A 15,196-nucleotide genomic window follows, 5' to 3' on the forward strand; every position below is an offset into this window, starting at 1 on the left:
TAATGTAACAAAGCTTGTCGATTTAAGCATAGTTACTGAAAAAGTAACCAGAACATGATTTACTGGGAGGGCTTTAAAAGTGGCAAAGACCACGAACTAACAAATTAAGGGATCACAATATGAAAAGAGCCGCGTTGCCATTGGCGATAGCGCTTTCTCTGGTAGGCCTTACAGCTTGCCAAAGTCAGCAAACAGCAGAACCCGTAGCGGTCGAAATTACAGATCAAAATCTAGCTTTTGGCCAATTTAGCACTAATTTTATCGATGCCTTGTGGATTGAATCACCAACTTGGGCTCTATACAGTGGTTTTCACAAGTATGATGGTGTCTTAAAAGTACCTAACGCTGAAACGCGGCAGGCGACGCTCGCTTTTGTACAAACTCAAGAGCAACAATTAGCAAAGTTCGATCCTAAGTCAATGACCCCTGCTATGTTGACCGACTATCGATTGATAGAAAATCTATTGGCCGAGATGAAGTGGAACATAGAGACCTTCAAATCATGGCAATGGGATCCATCTCGGTACAATGTTTCCGGTGGCTTTGCTCAGATAATTAATGAAGACTTTGCTCCCTTGGACGAACGTCTTCGTTCAGTGATATCGAGAATGGAAAATGTGCCCGCTTATTATGCAGCAGCTCGTGACAACATTCAGGATCCCACCCTAGAGCACACACAACTTGCCATAATGCAAAATGAGGGCGCGTTCTCAGTGTTCTCTAATGAATTACTCGATCAGGCGATTAAATCGGGTTTAACCAATCAAGAAAAAGCGCTATTTGCCAATCGTTTTAATAAGGCGACAATTGCGATCAACGAGCATCTCGACTGGTTAAGGTCTTTAGAGTCAAAACTAGCCAAGCAAGGGTCGCGAAGTTTCCGTATAGGAGCTGAGCTTTATGAGCAAAAATTCGCCTATGATATTCAGGCGGGTATGTCAGGCAAAGCCCTTTACGAAAAAGCGGTAAATGATAAAAACCGAGTCCAAGCCGAAATGGCAAAGATAACCGCAAAAATCTGGGATAAGTATTTTGATACGCCACAGCCTAAAGATGACAAGGTCGCAATAAAAGCGCTTATCGATAAGCTATCAGCTAAGCATGTTGAACGGGAAGATTTTGTTGATGAGGTTCGAGCGCAGATCCCTGAACTCGTGGCATTCGTTAATGAGAAAAACCTAGTGACCCTGGATCCCAATAAGCCTTTGGTTGTGCGTGAGACGCCAGCTTATATGCGAGGTTACGCCGGGGCATCGATCAGCGCACCTGGACCATATGAAAAATCAGGAAACACTTACTATAACGTCACTCCACTCGATAACATGAGTCGTGATTCTGCAGAGAGTTACTTGCGTGAATACAATCATTGGATCCTACAAGTACTTAATATCCATGAAGCCATTCCAGGTCATTACACTCAGCTTGTTTATTCAAATGAGTCTCCAAGCCTTATCAAGAGTTTATTTGGTAATGGCGCCATGGTTGAAGGTTGGGCAGTTTACACCGAGCGTATGATGCTTGAAGAAGGTTATGGGGATTTCGAGCCGGAAATGTGGCTCATGTACTACAAGTGGAATTTACGCGTTATCTGTAACACTATTCTTGATTACAGCATACAAGTTAATGGTATGACTGAACCACAGGCATTAGACTTGATGATGAATGAAGCTTTTCAGCAGCGAGCCGAAGCCGAAGGTAAATGGCGTAGAGCAACCTTGAGCCAGGTTCAATTAACCAGCTATTATTCAGGCTATCGTGAGATCTATGACTTTAGAGAAGAGTATAAGACACTGAAGGGTGATGATTTCAATTTGAAGGCCTTCCATGAAGAGTTTTTAAGTTACGGCAGTGCTCCTGTTAAATATATCCGCGAGCTAATGCTAAGCAAGTAATCATCTGTTCAATTGATAGAGGGCCAGTTTGTTATCGCAGCTGGCCTTTTTTGCCTTCTTTCGATTAGAGTCTTTTTGATAAGTCGATTGTTATAAGTGACTAGCTTAATTGTTTTATTTAATGTAATCTTAATGCGAATTATTCGTATTTGAGTTGTTAGGTAATGAAACACATTTTGCTGGTGGATAACGGTTCTACTATTATAGGGAAATTGGCCCAGCTTCTTGCAGGACAAGATTTCACTGTAACCCTCGCAAACAACTTTGATGAACAAAGCCTTAAAGAGGCGTCTATCTATGCAGATCTAACTTTATTATTCCTTAATATGTCAGTTATATCGGATATCGAGCGTGCTTTATTAAAGCAGACAAGGACGCCGGTCATCATATTATCGGATTCAAATTCTGAAGAAGACAGGATCCAGGCCTATGAGTTTGGTGCCGATGACTATTTAATACAGCCTTGTAGTGAACGTGAGCTATTGGTTCGGATCAACGCCATGGGCCGTAGAATGCAAAGCAAGAAAAACCAGCCTGAGCTAGATAATGTTAAGACTGAAGATATTGGTTTCGATGAAAGACTATTCACCATATCAATTTCTAAGAAAGCGGTTGTTTTCACTCAAACTGAATTTAGGTTGTTCAAATATCTGTTCGAGAGAAAAGGTCAAGTGGTAACAAAACAGGAGTTACAACTTCGTATATTGGAGAAAGAGCTTGGAAAATTCGATCGCAATCTTGATATGCATATCAGTAACACCCGGCGTAAACTGTTTGAAAAGCAATTACCTAAAACGCTAATTAATACCGTTAGGGGGAAGGGCTACAGTTTTACCTCGATAGCTTGAGTTATTAGCATTAGAACAAAAAAGGGAGCCATAGGCTCCCTTTTAAATATAAGTCGTTTTACTTAAGTACGATTTACTTGAGTAAGATAGTTGGATCAACAAACTCAAGGTTTAATGCTTCAGCAACTTCTGCACAAGTGATCTTACCGTGCATAACATTAAGACCATTAAGTAAGTGCTTGTCTTGTAAAAGCGCTTCTCTATAACCTAACTGAGCAAGTTTAATAATATACGGTAAAGTAGCATTGTTTAGAGCGAACGTTGAAGTGCGGGCTACAGCACCAGGCATGTTTGCTACACAGTAATGCACAACATCATCTACGATATAAGTTGGATCTTGGTGTGTTGTTGCGTGAGAAGTTTCAATACAACCACCTTGGTCAATTGCAACGTCAACAATTGCAGAACCTGGCTTCATACGCTTGATGTGTTCTTTAGTCACAAGCTTTGGTGCTGCGGCGCCAGGGACAAGTACACCACCGATAACAAGATCAGCTTCTAGTACGTGTTTTTCAATAGCGTCAGCCGTTGAATAAATGGCTTTAACTTTATTATCAAATTGTGCGTTGAGACGGCGAAGCGCATCGATGCTTCTGTCTAAGATAACAACGTCAGCACCTAGGCCAACAGCCATCTGTGCAGCGTTAGTACCAACCATGCCGCCACCAATAATAACGACTTTAGCTGGCTCTACACCAGGTACACCACCTAGTAACATGCCGCGTCCACCCATAGACTTTTCTAATGCCATTGCACCGGCTTGAATTGACATGCGTCCTGCAACTTCTGACATAGGAGCGAGTAGTGGTAGGGTACCGCGATCATCTGTAACGGTTTCGTATGCTATACATACTGAGCCACTTTTAACGAGATCTTCTGTCTGAGGAAGATCCGGCGCTAGATGAAGGTAGGTAAATAGCAACTGGTCTTCACGTAACATTGCACGTTCAACTGCTTGAGGTTCTTTTACTTTTACAATCATTTCTGATTTAGCAAATACCTCTGCAGCTGTATCAAGTATTTTTGCACCCACTTCAATATAATCTTGATCGACAAAACCAATGCCTGAACCAGCATTTGTTTCAATAAAAACCTCATGACCACGTGACGTCAATTCACGAACACTTGATGGAACCATGCCAACACGATATTCGTGATTTTTGATTTCTTTTGGAACACCTATAATCATCTTCGAGCCTCAAATTCGCATAAAAACCCATTCTCTATGGGTGTAATTGTTATTTTATATAGCCTGAACGTGAATGTTTCAGGGAAATCTAGTATAGTATTCATTACGCAGTTTATGCTGCTGAAGATTTTTTAAAAGTAGATGATAATATTGTCTTAGACGGCAACCAGGGTTATATATATGGTTAATAATAAAAAGAGTCCTATAAAAGACTTAGATCGTATCGATAGAAATATACTTAATGAATTACAAATTGATGGCCGAATTTCAAATGTCGAGTTATCTAAGCGTGTAGGCTTGAGCCCAACACCTTGCCTTGAAAGGGTTAAAAGACTAGAAAAGCAAGGTTATATAAAGGGTTACACGGCATTAGTAAACCCGCATTACTTGGGTGCTTCATTGTTAGTTTTTGTAGAAATCACCTTAAACCGTGATACTGCAGAGGTGTTTGATAAGTTTAATAAAGCCGTACAATTGCTTGATGACATCCAAGAGTGTCATTTAGTCTCTGGTGATTTTGACTACTTATTGAAGACGCGAGTTTCAGATATGTCTGCATATCGTCGTTTACTAGGTGAAACACTTCTTAAATTGCCTGCAGTTTCAGATACTCGTACTTATGTTGTTATGGAAGAGGTTAAGCAAACTAATCGTGTTGCTATCAATACTGTTTCAGATGCGTAATTAACATACTAACGATAAAAAGGAGCCAAAATGGCTCCTTTTTTTATACAAAATCCAAAAAGATACAAATTGATGCAAAGTGTTTGTGTGAATAAATATTCAGTCTTGCATAGAAGTCGCAAACGCTGCATAAAGTCTTAAATTCTGGTATCTTATCTTTAATTAACGTTTTTCAAGTGTAGGTTTTCCATTGTCTAAGGGAAATAGTGTTAAAACGCTCTCTGGCGTTCAAAGATTATTGGAAGGTAGTCTTATTTTTTGTTGCATGATGGCGACATACGTTCTTATTGCTTTGAGCAGTTTCCATTCTTCCGATCCAGGATGGAGTCAGTCAAATTTTGATGGCGAAATTAATAATCTCACTGGTGCCGTAGGTGCTTGGTTAGCAGATGTATTATTTTATTTTTTTGGTTATTGCGCCTATATCATTCCTATTATTATCGCTTTAACGGGTTGGTTGCTATTTAAGCGTACCCATAAGTTGCTTGAAATAGACTATTTTTCCGTGGGTCTGCGACTAATCGGCTTCTTACTTATCGTGTTCAGTCTTGCCGCGTTAGCGAGCATGAACGCTAACGGTATCTATGGCTTCTCTGCTGGTGGTGTTGCTGGTGACGTCATTGGACAGGCAATGCTGCCTTACTTTAATAGTCTGGGTACGACACTATTATTATTATGCTTTGTTGGCGCGGGTTTTACATTGCTCACTGGCATAAGCTGGTTAACTGTTGTCGACCTCACGGGTTACGCTACCATTTGGTTTTTTAGAAACCTTAAGGAGCTGCCGAACAAATTTAAGCCAGAAATGGGTGACACCGAAGACACGAGAGGCTTCTTGTCAGTGGTAGAGCGTTTTAAGGAACGTCGAAATACCGCCATAAACACAGACGAAGAAGATGAAGAGGCATTCGAAGATAACCAAGTCGCGCAAACTGTCACAGTTAAGAAAGAAGTGCTAAAGGTTGATAGCGTTCAACCAAGAAAAGAGCCCCAAATCATTGAGCCTACATTAGACTTTACTCAATCCGCTGAGCCAAACGTCTTTGAGCCACTGACTGCAGAGCCACAAATTGCTGCTCCTTGGGTTAGCGACGCGCCAGATGAAGTCGAGTCAATCGACTTTAATAACACGACTTCTGAAGGTTCAGTCAATGCGGTTAAGCGTAAGCAAGAAGAGAAAGCCAAGATTGTCGATGGTATCGTAGTGCTTCCAGGTCAAGAGCCTGAGCAAGAGCCTGAGCAAGAGCGCCCACCAATGGCACCTTTGCCTTGCATCTCTTTGTTAGATGTTCCAAATCGTACAACAAATCCGATTAGCCAAGAAGAGCTTGAGCAAATTGGTAAGCTAGTTGAAGTAAAGCTTGCCGACTTCAATATTACAGCTAATGTAGTGGGGGTTTATCCGGGTCCAGTTGTTACTCGTTTCGAGTTAGAGTTGGCACCAGGTGTGAAGGCATCTAAGATTACTAATCTTTCTAAGGATCTGGCTCGCTCCTTGCTGGCAGAAAATGTGAGAGTCGTCGAGGTGATCCCTGGTAAGGCTTATGTGGGACTCGAGCTACCAAACAAGTTCCGTGAAACTGTGTTTATGCGCGATGTACTCGACTGTGAAGAGTTCAGAGAAAACCCATCACACCTCAGCATGGTATTGGGTGCCGATATTGGTGGTAAACCAGTCGTCGTCGATCTGGGTAAGATGCCGCATCTTCTTGTTGCTGGTACAACGGGTTCTGGTAAGTCGGTTGGTGTCAACGTGATGATCACCAGCTTACTGTATAAGTCTGGACCAGATGATGTTCGCTTCATTATGATCGATCCTAAAATGCTTGAGCTATCGGTTTACGAAGGGATCCCACACCTTCTTTGTGAGGTCGTGACTGATATGAAAGAGGCCGCCAACTCATTGCGTTGGTGTGTAGGGGAGATGGAGCGACGTTATAAGTTAATGTCAGCTTTAGGTGTGCGAAACCTTAAAGGTTATAACGCTAAGATTAAACAAGCGAAAGAATCTGGTGAACCTGTCTACGATCCACTTTGGAAGTCTTCAGATAGTATGGAGCCTGAAGCGCCAGAGCTAGATAAATTACCTTCTATTGTTGTGGTCGTCGATGAATTTGCCGACATGATGATGATTGTCGGTAAGAAAGTTGAAGAATTGATTGCTCGAATTGCCCAAAAGGCTCGTGCTGCGGGGATTCACTTAATTTTGGCCACCCAGAGACCGTCAGTCGATGTGATCACAGGTTTGATTAAAGCGAACATTCCAACACGTATGGCGTTTCAAGTATCCTCTCGCATCGATTCGAGAACCATTTTAGATCAACAAGGTGCTGAAACCTTGCTTGGTATGGGTGACATGCTTTATTTACCACCTGGCACGAGTGTTCCAGTACGTGTGCACGGTGCATTTATTGACGATCATGAAGTTCATAAAGTCGTTGCCGATTGGCACGCACGTGGTAAGCCACAATATATAGAAGAAATTTTGCAGGGATCAGCAGAAGGTGAGCAGGTATTATTACCTGGTGAGGCGAGTGACAGTGAAGAAGAGGTTGACGCATTGTATGATGAAGCCGTTGCCTTCGTTACTCAAACTCGTCGTGGCTCAATCTCTAGCGTCCAGCGTAAGTTCAAGATTGGTTATAACCGCGCAGCGCGAATTATCGAGCAGATGGAACTTCAAGGCGTCGTCAGTGCCCAAGGCCATAACGGCAATCGTGAGGTGTTAGCGCCACCACCGCCAAAAGATTACGCATAGTACAGCTTAAGTACGCCTGATTAGATATAGCGTTAAGCCAGATTAGGCTTTTCTCGGAGAGTAAAATGAACAAGATTTTCACGATAGCAGCCTTGAGCCTGCCATTGTTTTGCCACCTCCCAGCCATGGCTGGCGGGCAGGATGATTTGAAAGTTAAGTTAAAGGAAATTAATACCTTAAAAGCTAATTTCAATCAAACCGTAACCGATATCAACCAAAAAGTGATTCAAACAGGTGAGGGGGTGTTCGCACTTTCACACCCTAATCAGTTTTATTGGCATCTGACCGCCCCAGATGAGTCGTTAATCGTTGCCGATGGTACGGATGTGTGGATCTATAACCCATTTGCAGAGGAAGTTTCTGTTATGGACATTAATCAGGCTATCAATGCTTCACCTATTGCTTTATTAGTTCATTCTGATGAAGCGACATGGTCGCAATATGATGTGGTTAATAATGGCGATTGTTTTGATATTAGCCCTAGAGATAAGGATAGCGGCGTATCGGAAGTTGAGGTTTGCTTCAATCAACAGCAATTGACCAAAATGGTGTTAAAAGATCAACAGGGTAATACCAGTGATTTCACCCTGACGAATCAAACGCCTATTGCAGAAAATGACAAAGATCTGTTTAAGTTTACCGTACCTGATGATGTCGATATCGATGATCAACGTTTAAAGTCGCCAAATTAAGAGAAGTCTGTGTCTAGTTTCAGTTTTGATTTCGCTCCGGATTTTAGGCCCTTAGCCGCTAGGATGAGGCCAGAAACCTTAGAGCAATATATAGGTCAGTCTCATCTTTTAGGTGAGGGGAAACCCCTACGCCAAGCACTTGAGGCTGGCCGCGCCCACTCCATGATGTTCTGGGGGCCGCCAGGCACAGGCAAGACTACCTTAGCTGAATTAGTCGCGCGTTATGCAAATGCCCATGTTGAACGCATCTCCGCGGTCACATCGGGTGTTAAAGAGATCCGCAGCGCAATTGAGCATGCCAAGAACGTGGCTCAATCTCGTGGACAACGCACCTTGCTATTTGTTGATGAGGTTCATCGTTTTAATAAGAGCCAACAAGATGCGTTTTTGCCTTTTATCGAAGACGGCACGGTTATCTTTATTGGTGCAACGACAGAAAACCCCTCATTTGAGATAAACAACGCATTATTATCCAGAGCTAGGGTTTATGTTATTAACCAGCTTGAAGCAAATGAAATTGGCCAGATAGTCCAACAAGCGCTTGAAGATGAAGAGCGAGGCTTAGGTAAACGTAAGCTACTGCTGCCACCCGATGTAGCCTTAAAACTTGCTCAAACTTGTGACGGGGATGCGCGTAAAGCATTAAACCTTATCGAGCTGATGAGCGACATGCTTAAAGACGGTGAAGCGTTTACCGAAGAGATGATAGTGCAGGTTGCCGGGCAGCAACTTGCCGGTTTCGACAAGAATGGCGATCAGTATTACGACTTGATTTCTGCCGTCCATAAGTCGATTCGAGGTTCTGCACCTGATGCTGCGCTCTACTGGTATTGTCGAATGCTTGAGGGAGGCTGTGATCCTCTTTATATAGGACGACGCCTTTTAGCTATCGCATCAGAGGATATAGGTAATGCCGATCCCATGGCCATGACTGTCGCTGTTAATGCATGGGAGTGCTTTCATCGTGTTGGCCCTTCAGAAGGTGAGCGTGCTATTGCACAAGCGGTGTTGTACCTGGCGAGTGCTCCTAAGAGTAATGCGGTATACACAGCTTTTGCAAAGGCAAGGCAGCTCGCCCGTGAAACGGGACACGAACCTGTACCTAAGCATCTATGTAATGCACCGACTCAATTGATGCAAGAGATAGGTAAAGGTGATGGTTATCGTTATGCTCATGACGAACCTAATGCCTATGCAAGTGGCGAGAAATATTTGCCGCCATCGTTAACTGATCAGCAATTTTACTATCCAACCGAGCGTGGATTTGAAAAGCGAATTAAAGATAAACTAGCTCAGTTAAGGCAGCTTGACGAACACAGTGAGGTGAAAAGGTATGAATAATGTGCTTTTTGTGGCCTTAGGTGGCTCAATTGGTGCGGTTTTACGCTATCTTATCTCATTATTGATGCTTCAGGTATTTGGTAGTGGATTTCCTTTTGGTACACTTGTCGTTAATATTTTAGGTTCGTTTTTAATGGGTGTTATTTTTGCACTCGGCCAAGTGAGCGAACTTAGCCCGGAACTTAAGGCGTTTATTGGGGTTGGCATGTTAGGAGCCCTAACCACGTTTTCTACTTTTTCCAATGAGACTCTGCTGCTAATGCAAGAGGGATATTTGGTTAAAGCCGTATTCAATGTTGTTGTTAATGTGGGCGTTTGTATTTTCGTCGTTTATCTCGGACAGCAATTGGTTTTTTCTCGTTTTTAACTATTAAGATAATAAAATATGTTAGATCCAAAATTTTTACGTAGTGAATTAGAAGTGACCGCCGAGCGCCTAGCGACTCGTGGATTTATTTTAGACGTTGAACGTCTAAGCAAGCTTGAAGAAACTCGCAAGTCTTTGCAGGTTGCAACCGAAGAGTTACAAGCGTCGCGTAACGCTATCTCTAAATCGATTGGTCAAGCTAAAGCTAAAGGCGAAGATGTTGCGCCGATCATGGCTCAAGTGGGTTCCCTAGGTGAAGAGCTTGACGCTAAGAAGACAGAATTAGCTGCACTACTTGAAGAGCTAAACGCTATCGCAATGAGCGTACCAAACTTACCTGATGAGTCAGTACCAACAGGTGCAGATGAGTCTGAAAACGTTGAGGTACGTCGTTGGGGAACACCAAAAGAGTTCGACTTTCCAGTCAAAGATCATGTTGAACTTGGTGAAGACGTTGGTGGTCTAGACTTTAAAAATGCTGTGAAGATCACCGGCTCACGCTTTATCGTGATGAAGGGACAAATTGCTCGCATGCACCGTGCACTTGCACAGTTTATGCTAGATCTTCACACAACTGAACATGGTTACACTGAAGCCTACGTACCATTACTTGTAAACGAAGATAGTTTACTTGGTACTGGTCAGCTTCCTAAGTTTGGCGAAGACTTGTTCCATACTAAGCCTGCCACTGAAGAAGGCCAAGGTCTAAGTCTAATTCCAACGGCTGAAGTGCCACTAACTAACCTAGTTCGTGACACTATCGTTGAAGAAGACGAGTTACCAATCAAACTGACGGCACACACACCATGTTTCCGAAGTGAAGCAGGTTCTTATGGTCGTGATACTCGTGGTTTGATCCGCCAGCATCAGTTTGACAAAGTCGAAATGGTTCAGCTTGTTAAGCCTGAAGATTCAATGCAGGCGTTAGAAGAATTAACAGGTCACGCAGAAGTCGTGCTACAAAAGCTTGGTCTACCATACCGTACTGTAGTTTTATGTACTGGTGATATGGGCTTTGGTTCAGCTAAGACATTCGATATCGAAGTTTGGTTACCAGCACAAGACACTTACCGTGAGATCTCATCTTGCAGTAACATGCAAGACTTCCAAGCGCGTCGTATGCAAGCTCGCTACAAAGGTAAAACTGACAAGAAGCCAAGCTTACTACACACACTCAATGGTTCTGGTTTAGCTGTTGGACGTACGCTAGTTGCAGTACTTGAAAACTACCAGAATGCAGATGGCTCTATCACAGTGCCAGAAGCGTTGCGCGGTTACATGGGCGGCCTAGAAAAAATCGGTTAATACCTGTTATTTCAAGTCGTTTTCAATAGAAAGCCTTCACTTGCGTGAAGGCTTTTTGTTAGGGACTGAGGCAATTATATTATCGTTAATATGGGTTACAGATTTTTAAGAAAATTCATATTTTTCATCGTAAAACTGATAAAAAGAACGCTAAGCCCCAAAATTTACTCATAGTCGTAAATGTCTCTTTCTCCTCATTAGCTTCAATGTTATAAATACACCCGAAAACCCTACACTTCTAATATTTAGGAAAGCCATAATGATATTTTCCCAGGTTGAGCTGGCCCCTGCAGATCCAATTTTAGGCCTAACAGATGCATTCAAAGCAGATGTTCGCGAAAACAAAGTGAACTTGGGCGTTGGCATTTATAAAGATGAGTCTGGCCAGACACCTATTTTAAAGTCTGTGAAGTTTGCTGAAGAAAAATTATTAGGCACAGAGAAGAGCAAGAGCTACCTTGGTATGGAGGGTGTTCAAGCCTACAACCGAGTTGTTCAGACTCTATTATTTGGCGCTGAGCATGAAGTGGTTTCTCAAGACCGTGCTTTAACAGCGCAGGCTCCAGGTGGAACGGGCTCACTACGTGTTGCGGCAGAATTCTTAGTTCGTCATACCAGCGCTAACAAGATTTGGATCAGCAACCCTACTTGGGCTAACCATAACAATATCTTTAGCACTGCGGGATTAGAGATTGCTGAGTACCGTTACTATAAAGCAGAAACTCATGGCCTGGATTTCGATGCAATGCTAGCCGATCTACAAACTGCAGAAGCAGGCGATCTGGTATTGCTTCACGGCTGTTGTCATAACCCGACGGGTATCGATTTAGATAACGCACAATGGCAGCAAGTTGCTGATCTATGTTTAGCGAAATCATTAGTGCCACTATTCGATTTTGCTTACCAAGGTTTCGGCGCTGGTGTTGAAGAAGACGCGCAAGGTCTTCGTATCGTTGCTAATACTGTACCTGAGCTAATTGTTGCTAATTCATTCTCGAAGAACTTTGGCCTTTACAATGAACGTATCGGCGCAGTCACGGTTGTTGCATCAAACAGTGGCGAAGCTATTAATGCATTTAGCCAAATTAAGAGCACCATTCGTGCATCTTATTCTAATCCACCTGCACATGGTGCATTAATCGTAAGCACCATTTTAGAAGATGAAACACTAAAGCAGCTGTGGCATGACGAATTAAAAGAGATGCGTGAGCGTATCGCCGAGATGCGTACTCTGTTTGTTGAATCATTAAAAGCTGCGGGTGTAGATCAAGATTTTGACTTTATCTCTCGCCAAAATGGCATGTTTAGTTTCTCTGGTCTAAATAAAGACCAAGTGAACCGTTTAAGAGATGAATTTGCTGTCTACATTGTCGGCTCAGGCCGGATCAGCGTAGCGGGCATGACAAAGGCAAACATGCCTGTTATCTGTGCGGCTATCGCCAAAGTACTTTAGAGCCGACTCTTTAAGAACCAACTCTTTAAGAGTAAGTGCTTAAATGAAAAATGCTTTAAATAAGCATTCGAATCAAAAAAGGACCTTATAGGTCCTTTTTTATTAAGAAGTTGCAGCCTAAGCTTCTTCCAAACAGTGCCTTTGGCTAACCATGATTGATAAGGCATCGGCTAGTGCCTGCTTGTCATGTAAACCGATATGATGTGAACTTCTAAGTGGGTAATAACAGATATTATCCTTTTCGAAGTAGGTATCAGCATGGCAAAGAATTTTGTCTATGATCGTTAAGCCTAACACTTGATGACACCAGTTCACCTTGTTACTTAAACTGCAGTTAGCAATGGGTGAGGGCTCATTAGTTAAGTTATCCACTAAGATCACTTCGGCCTTTGACTCCGCAAGTGCATGTGCAATCTTTGGAAGCAGTAGCGGCGGCATGATGCTGGTTAAGAAGCTTCCTGGCCCCAATATGATAAGATCTGCATCACGTATCGCTTCACATGCCTCAGAAGTTGCCTCGACGATTGGATCTAGGGATAAAGCGATCGGCGTGTCTTGCATTTTATCGACATCGGTTTCACCAAATACACTCTCACCACTCGCCTGCAAAGCCACTAAATGAGTCGGTTCTTCGGACATTGGAATAAGGCGCGTATCGATGTTTAAAAAGTTACGCACTAAATTAACCGCATCCAGAGGCCTTACGCAAAGCTCATCTAGCGCCATTAACATTAAGTTGCCAAGGTTATGCCCACTTAATTCGTTTTCTCCGGAGAAACGATATTCGAACATAAGCGATCCAACCGAGGGACGTTTAGCTAACTGAGTTAAACAGTTACGCAAGTCTCCCCAGGCGATACAATCTTGTTCGGCTCTTAAGCGTCCAGTTGAGCCGCCATTGTCGGTCGTCGTGACAATGCCAGTCAATTTAGGCCCTAAAAAAGAAAGTGCAGATAACACTCTACCCAATCCATGCCCGCCACCTATGGCTACCACATGATTATATTGATTAAGCTCATTGTGTTTCATTGTAGGGGTCTCCTTCCTGAATACCCAAAGCCTGTATAAAGAACTATTAATTATACCTAGATTAGTAAAGTTTTTCGCGATGTATTATCGGATAAAGCTAGCATATAATAGCCATGAGATTAGCTAAATATGAATTCCACGTGATTCTAGAAAGGAAAATGAGTGAAAACAGGTAAAGTTGGGTTGTTTACTATCGCGTTAGGGCTAGTCATTGCACTACTCCTATTTATAAGACTGGTGTTCATTCCAGCAAATGAAGAACAGGCATCTGTATTAGGAAAAGCGATTCAAAATATTGAAGTGGCCAGTGCCGTTCCAGATTTTGCCGCCATTAAAGATGTAAGTGAAAAGAAACGCCAGTTTTTCGAGTTTTTGAGACCTTCGATTAAACATCAAAACGCGCTTATTCAAGGTGAAAGAGACTTCTTGATTGCGACTCGTAATCAGATCATCAATGGCAAATCGCTTACCGAAGCCGATGAATTTAGATTACAGCAAATATCTGAAAAGTATCAATATACTCTGAGAAGTCTTACGATTAAAAACATCGATACTTTACTAGTACGAGTCGATGTGATCCCCGAAGAGATGGTGTTAATCCAAGCTGCTAACGAAACAGGTTGGGGCACGTCTCGCTTTGCACGAGAAGGCTTAAACTTTTTCGGTCAATGGTGTTTTAGAAAAGGTTGCGGCTTAGTACCTCAATCGCGAACAGATGGCTTGTCTCATGAGGTTGCACTATTTAAAACCGTCGAAGATTCAGTAGCCTCATACATGCGTAACCTTAATTCGAATGCCGCATACTCTTTACTGAGATCGATCAGAGCAGACCTACGCGCAGAGAATAAAACGCCTAGAGCTCAAGATCTCGTTTACGGATTAATCAACTATTCAGAACGCCAAGAAGCTTATATTGATGAGCTACTTGAAATGTTACGTCAAAACCAACGATTTTTAGTGGGTAATAATGAAAAAACAACTGCTGCTTAGCTGTATCTTATTAGGTGTGTCAACGTTAAGTCAGGCTCAGCCTATCTCACTTGAATACCAAAGCTTTTATCAGCGCCTTAAACAAGTGAACAAAGGTAATTACCAGCTAGTCGAAATTGCCTTCTCAGTGTCTAAGGCCAATGGATGTAAAGTTAAAAACGGTACCATTACCACCGAGAACGATGAGTTTCCGTTAACGATAACTAAAGACCAAAGATTATTTTTACCTTACGACGGTCAACTTAAGTCTGATCGCGCCTTGATTAACCTCAATGTTGAAGGTGATGCGCAAACTTGTGCAATAGCAATGCAGGTGAGGGCAAAGAATACTAAGCAATTATATGAGCAGGCAGAGCTTGTGCAGATAGAGCAAGAGATGAACGCTTTGCTAAGTCAAATGCAGGGGTTTCCAATGCGCTATTTTGCATCGGATATAGCGGGTCTAAATCTAGAGTTTGATGGTGATGCGACGGTTTACATCGATGATAAGGCCATTCCTGTTACCGGCACATATCGTCTCGAAACCAGCCAATTGGCAGGCTTAAAAAGTTTAAAGACTTCTGTTGCACCAAAGGTTATCAGTCCTTGGACGGTCAAATAGCCTTGCTTGATGAATCATTTGATACATGACTTGTTGAGTCATAAACA

Annotated in this window: 13 protein-coding genes; 11 read left to right on the top strand and 2 right to left on the bottom strand. The window is 42.6% G+C overall.

Annotation, left to right across the window (positions count from 1 at the left end):
• Positions 1-119 precede the first annotated feature (119 nt).
• Entirely contained in the window at positions 120-1,892 is a 1,773-nt protein-coding gene (locus tag Q1A86_RS07370) for a DUF885 domain-containing protein (protein WP_299804852.1), read from the top strand.
• A gap of 164 nt (positions 1,893-2,056) precedes the next feature.
• Positions 2,057-2,740 (top strand): response regulator transcription factor, encoded by a 684-nt coding sequence (locus tag Q1A86_RS07375; RefSeq protein ID WP_299804854.1) that lies wholly within the window; start codon positions 2,057-2,059, stop codon positions 2,738-2,740.
• A gap of 73 nt (positions 2,741-2,813) precedes the next feature.
• Here Q1A86_RS07375 and ald read toward each other — a convergent pair whose 3' ends face one another.
• Entirely contained in the window at positions 2,814-3,929 is a 1,116-nt protein-coding gene (ald, locus tag Q1A86_RS07380; RefSeq protein ID WP_012155471.1) for an alanine dehydrogenase, read from the bottom strand.
• Positions 3,930-4,109: 180 nt separating this feature from the next.
• On the opposite strand from ald, the gene lrp reads away from it, so the two are divergent.
• From lrp to Q1A86_RS07420, 7 genes are all read left to right on the top strand, one after another.
• On the top strand, positions 4,110-4,613 hold the full coding sequence (gene lrp, locus Q1A86_RS07385; RefSeq protein WP_012155470.1) for a leucine-responsive transcriptional regulator Lrp: 504 nt from the start codon (positions 4,110-4,112) through the stop codon (positions 4,611-4,613).
• 190 nt (positions 4,614-4,803) lie between these two features.
• Positions 4,804-7,371: a DNA translocase FtsK 4TM domain-containing protein gene (locus tag Q1A86_RS21200; protein ID WP_367277893.1), complete on the top strand. Its 2,568-nt coding sequence runs from the start codon at positions 4,804-4,806 to the stop codon at positions 7,369-7,371.
• Positions 7,372-7,436: 65 nt separating this feature from the next.
• A complete protein-coding gene (gene lolA / locus Q1A86_RS07400; RefSeq protein ID WP_299804859.1) occupies positions 7,437-8,063 on the top strand; it encodes an outer membrane lipoprotein chaperone LolA in 627 nt (208 codons plus the stop codon).
• 9 nt (positions 8,064-8,072) lie between these two features.
• Positions 8,073-9,404, top strand: a complete 1,332-nt coding sequence (locus Q1A86_RS07405) for a replication-associated recombination protein A (protein ID WP_299804862.1) — start codon at positions 8,073-8,075, stop codon at positions 9,402-9,404.
• Positions 9,397-9,771 (top strand): fluoride efflux transporter CrcB, encoded by a 375-nt coding sequence (gene crcB, locus Q1A86_RS07410; protein ID WP_299804865.1) that lies wholly within the window; start codon positions 9,397-9,399, stop codon positions 9,769-9,771. Before Q1A86_RS07405 ends, crcB begins: the two co-directional genes overlap by 8 nt.
• 18 nt (positions 9,772-9,789) lie before the next feature.
• Positions 9,790-11,076 carry a serine--tRNA ligase gene (gene serS / locus Q1A86_RS07415; protein ID WP_299804868.1) on the top strand — a complete coding sequence of 429 codons (1,287 nt, stop codon included), beginning with the start codon at positions 9,790-9,792 and terminating at the stop codon, positions 11,074-11,076.
• Between the two features lie 259 nt (positions 11,077-11,335).
• Positions 11,336-12,529 (top strand): amino acid aminotransferase, encoded by a 1,194-nt coding sequence (locus tag Q1A86_RS07420; RefSeq protein WP_299804869.1) that lies wholly within the window; start codon positions 11,336-11,338, stop codon positions 12,527-12,529.
• 117 nt (positions 12,530-12,646) lie between these two features.
• Here the strand turns inward: Q1A86_RS07420 and yvcK are convergent, their stop codons facing one another.
• Positions 12,647-13,558: a uridine diphosphate-N-acetylglucosamine-binding protein YvcK gene (yvcK, locus tag Q1A86_RS07425; protein WP_299804872.1), complete on the bottom strand. Its 912-nt coding sequence runs from the start codon at positions 13,556-13,558 to the stop codon at positions 12,647-12,649.
• Positions 13,559-13,720: 162 nt separating this feature from the next.
• Here yvcK and Q1A86_RS07430 point away from each other — a divergent pair, with 162 nt between their 5' ends.
• Together Q1A86_RS07430 and Q1A86_RS07435 are read left to right on the top strand one after the other, a co-directional pair.
• Positions 13,721-14,548: a glucosaminidase domain-containing protein gene (locus Q1A86_RS07430; RefSeq protein ID WP_299804875.1), complete on the top strand. Its 828-nt coding sequence runs from the start codon at positions 13,721-13,723 to the stop codon at positions 14,546-14,548.
• Positions 14,526-15,149: a DUF2987 domain-containing protein gene (locus Q1A86_RS07435; RefSeq protein ID WP_299804877.1), complete on the top strand. Its 624-nt coding sequence runs from the start codon at positions 14,526-14,528 to the stop codon at positions 15,147-15,149. Before Q1A86_RS07430 ends, Q1A86_RS07435 begins: the two co-directional genes overlap by 23 nt.
• Positions 15,150-15,196: the final 47 nt, after the last annotated feature.

The organism is uncultured Shewanella sp., from assembly GCF_947497935.1.
Lineage (GTDB): Bacteria > Pseudomonadota > Gammaproteobacteria > Enterobacterales > Shewanellaceae > Shewanella.

Bases quoted from the DNA above. Each gene is read 5' to 3' on its own strand.
- Q1A86_RS07435 (WP_299804877.1), top strand. From the start codon at position 14,526: ATGAAAAAACAACTGCTGCTTAGCTGTATCTTATTAGGTGTGTCAACG.
- ald (WP_012155471.1), bottom strand. From the start codon at position 3,929: ATGATTATAGGTGTTCCAAAAGAAATCAAAAATCACGAATATCGTGTT.
- yvcK (WP_299804872.1), bottom strand. From the start codon at position 13,558: ATGAAACACAATGAGCTTAATCAATATAATCATGTGGTAGCCATAGGT.
- lolA (WP_299804859.1), top strand. From the start codon at position 7,437: ATGAACAAGATTTTCACGATAGCAGCCTTGAGCCTGCCATTGTTTTGC.
- Q1A86_RS07370 (WP_299804852.1), top strand. From the start codon at position 120: ATGAAAAGAGCCGCGTTGCCATTGGCGATAGCGCTTTCTCTGGTAGGC.
- lrp (WP_012155470.1), top strand. From the start codon at position 4,110: ATGGTTAATAATAAAAAGAGTCCTATAAAAGACTTAGATCGTATCGAT.
- Q1A86_RS07420 (WP_299804869.1), top strand. From the start codon at position 11,336: ATGATATTTTCCCAGGTTGAGCTGGCCCCTGCAGATCCAATTTTAGGC.
- Q1A86_RS07375 (WP_299804854.1), top strand. From the start codon at position 2,057: ATGAAACACATTTTGCTGGTGGATAACGGTTCTACTATTATAGGGAAA.
- crcB (WP_299804865.1), top strand. From the start codon at position 9,397: ATGAATAATGTGCTTTTTGTGGCCTTAGGTGGCTCAATTGGTGCGGTT.
- serS (WP_299804868.1), top strand. From the start codon at position 9,790: ATGTTAGATCCAAAATTTTTACGTAGTGAATTAGAAGTGACCGCCGAG.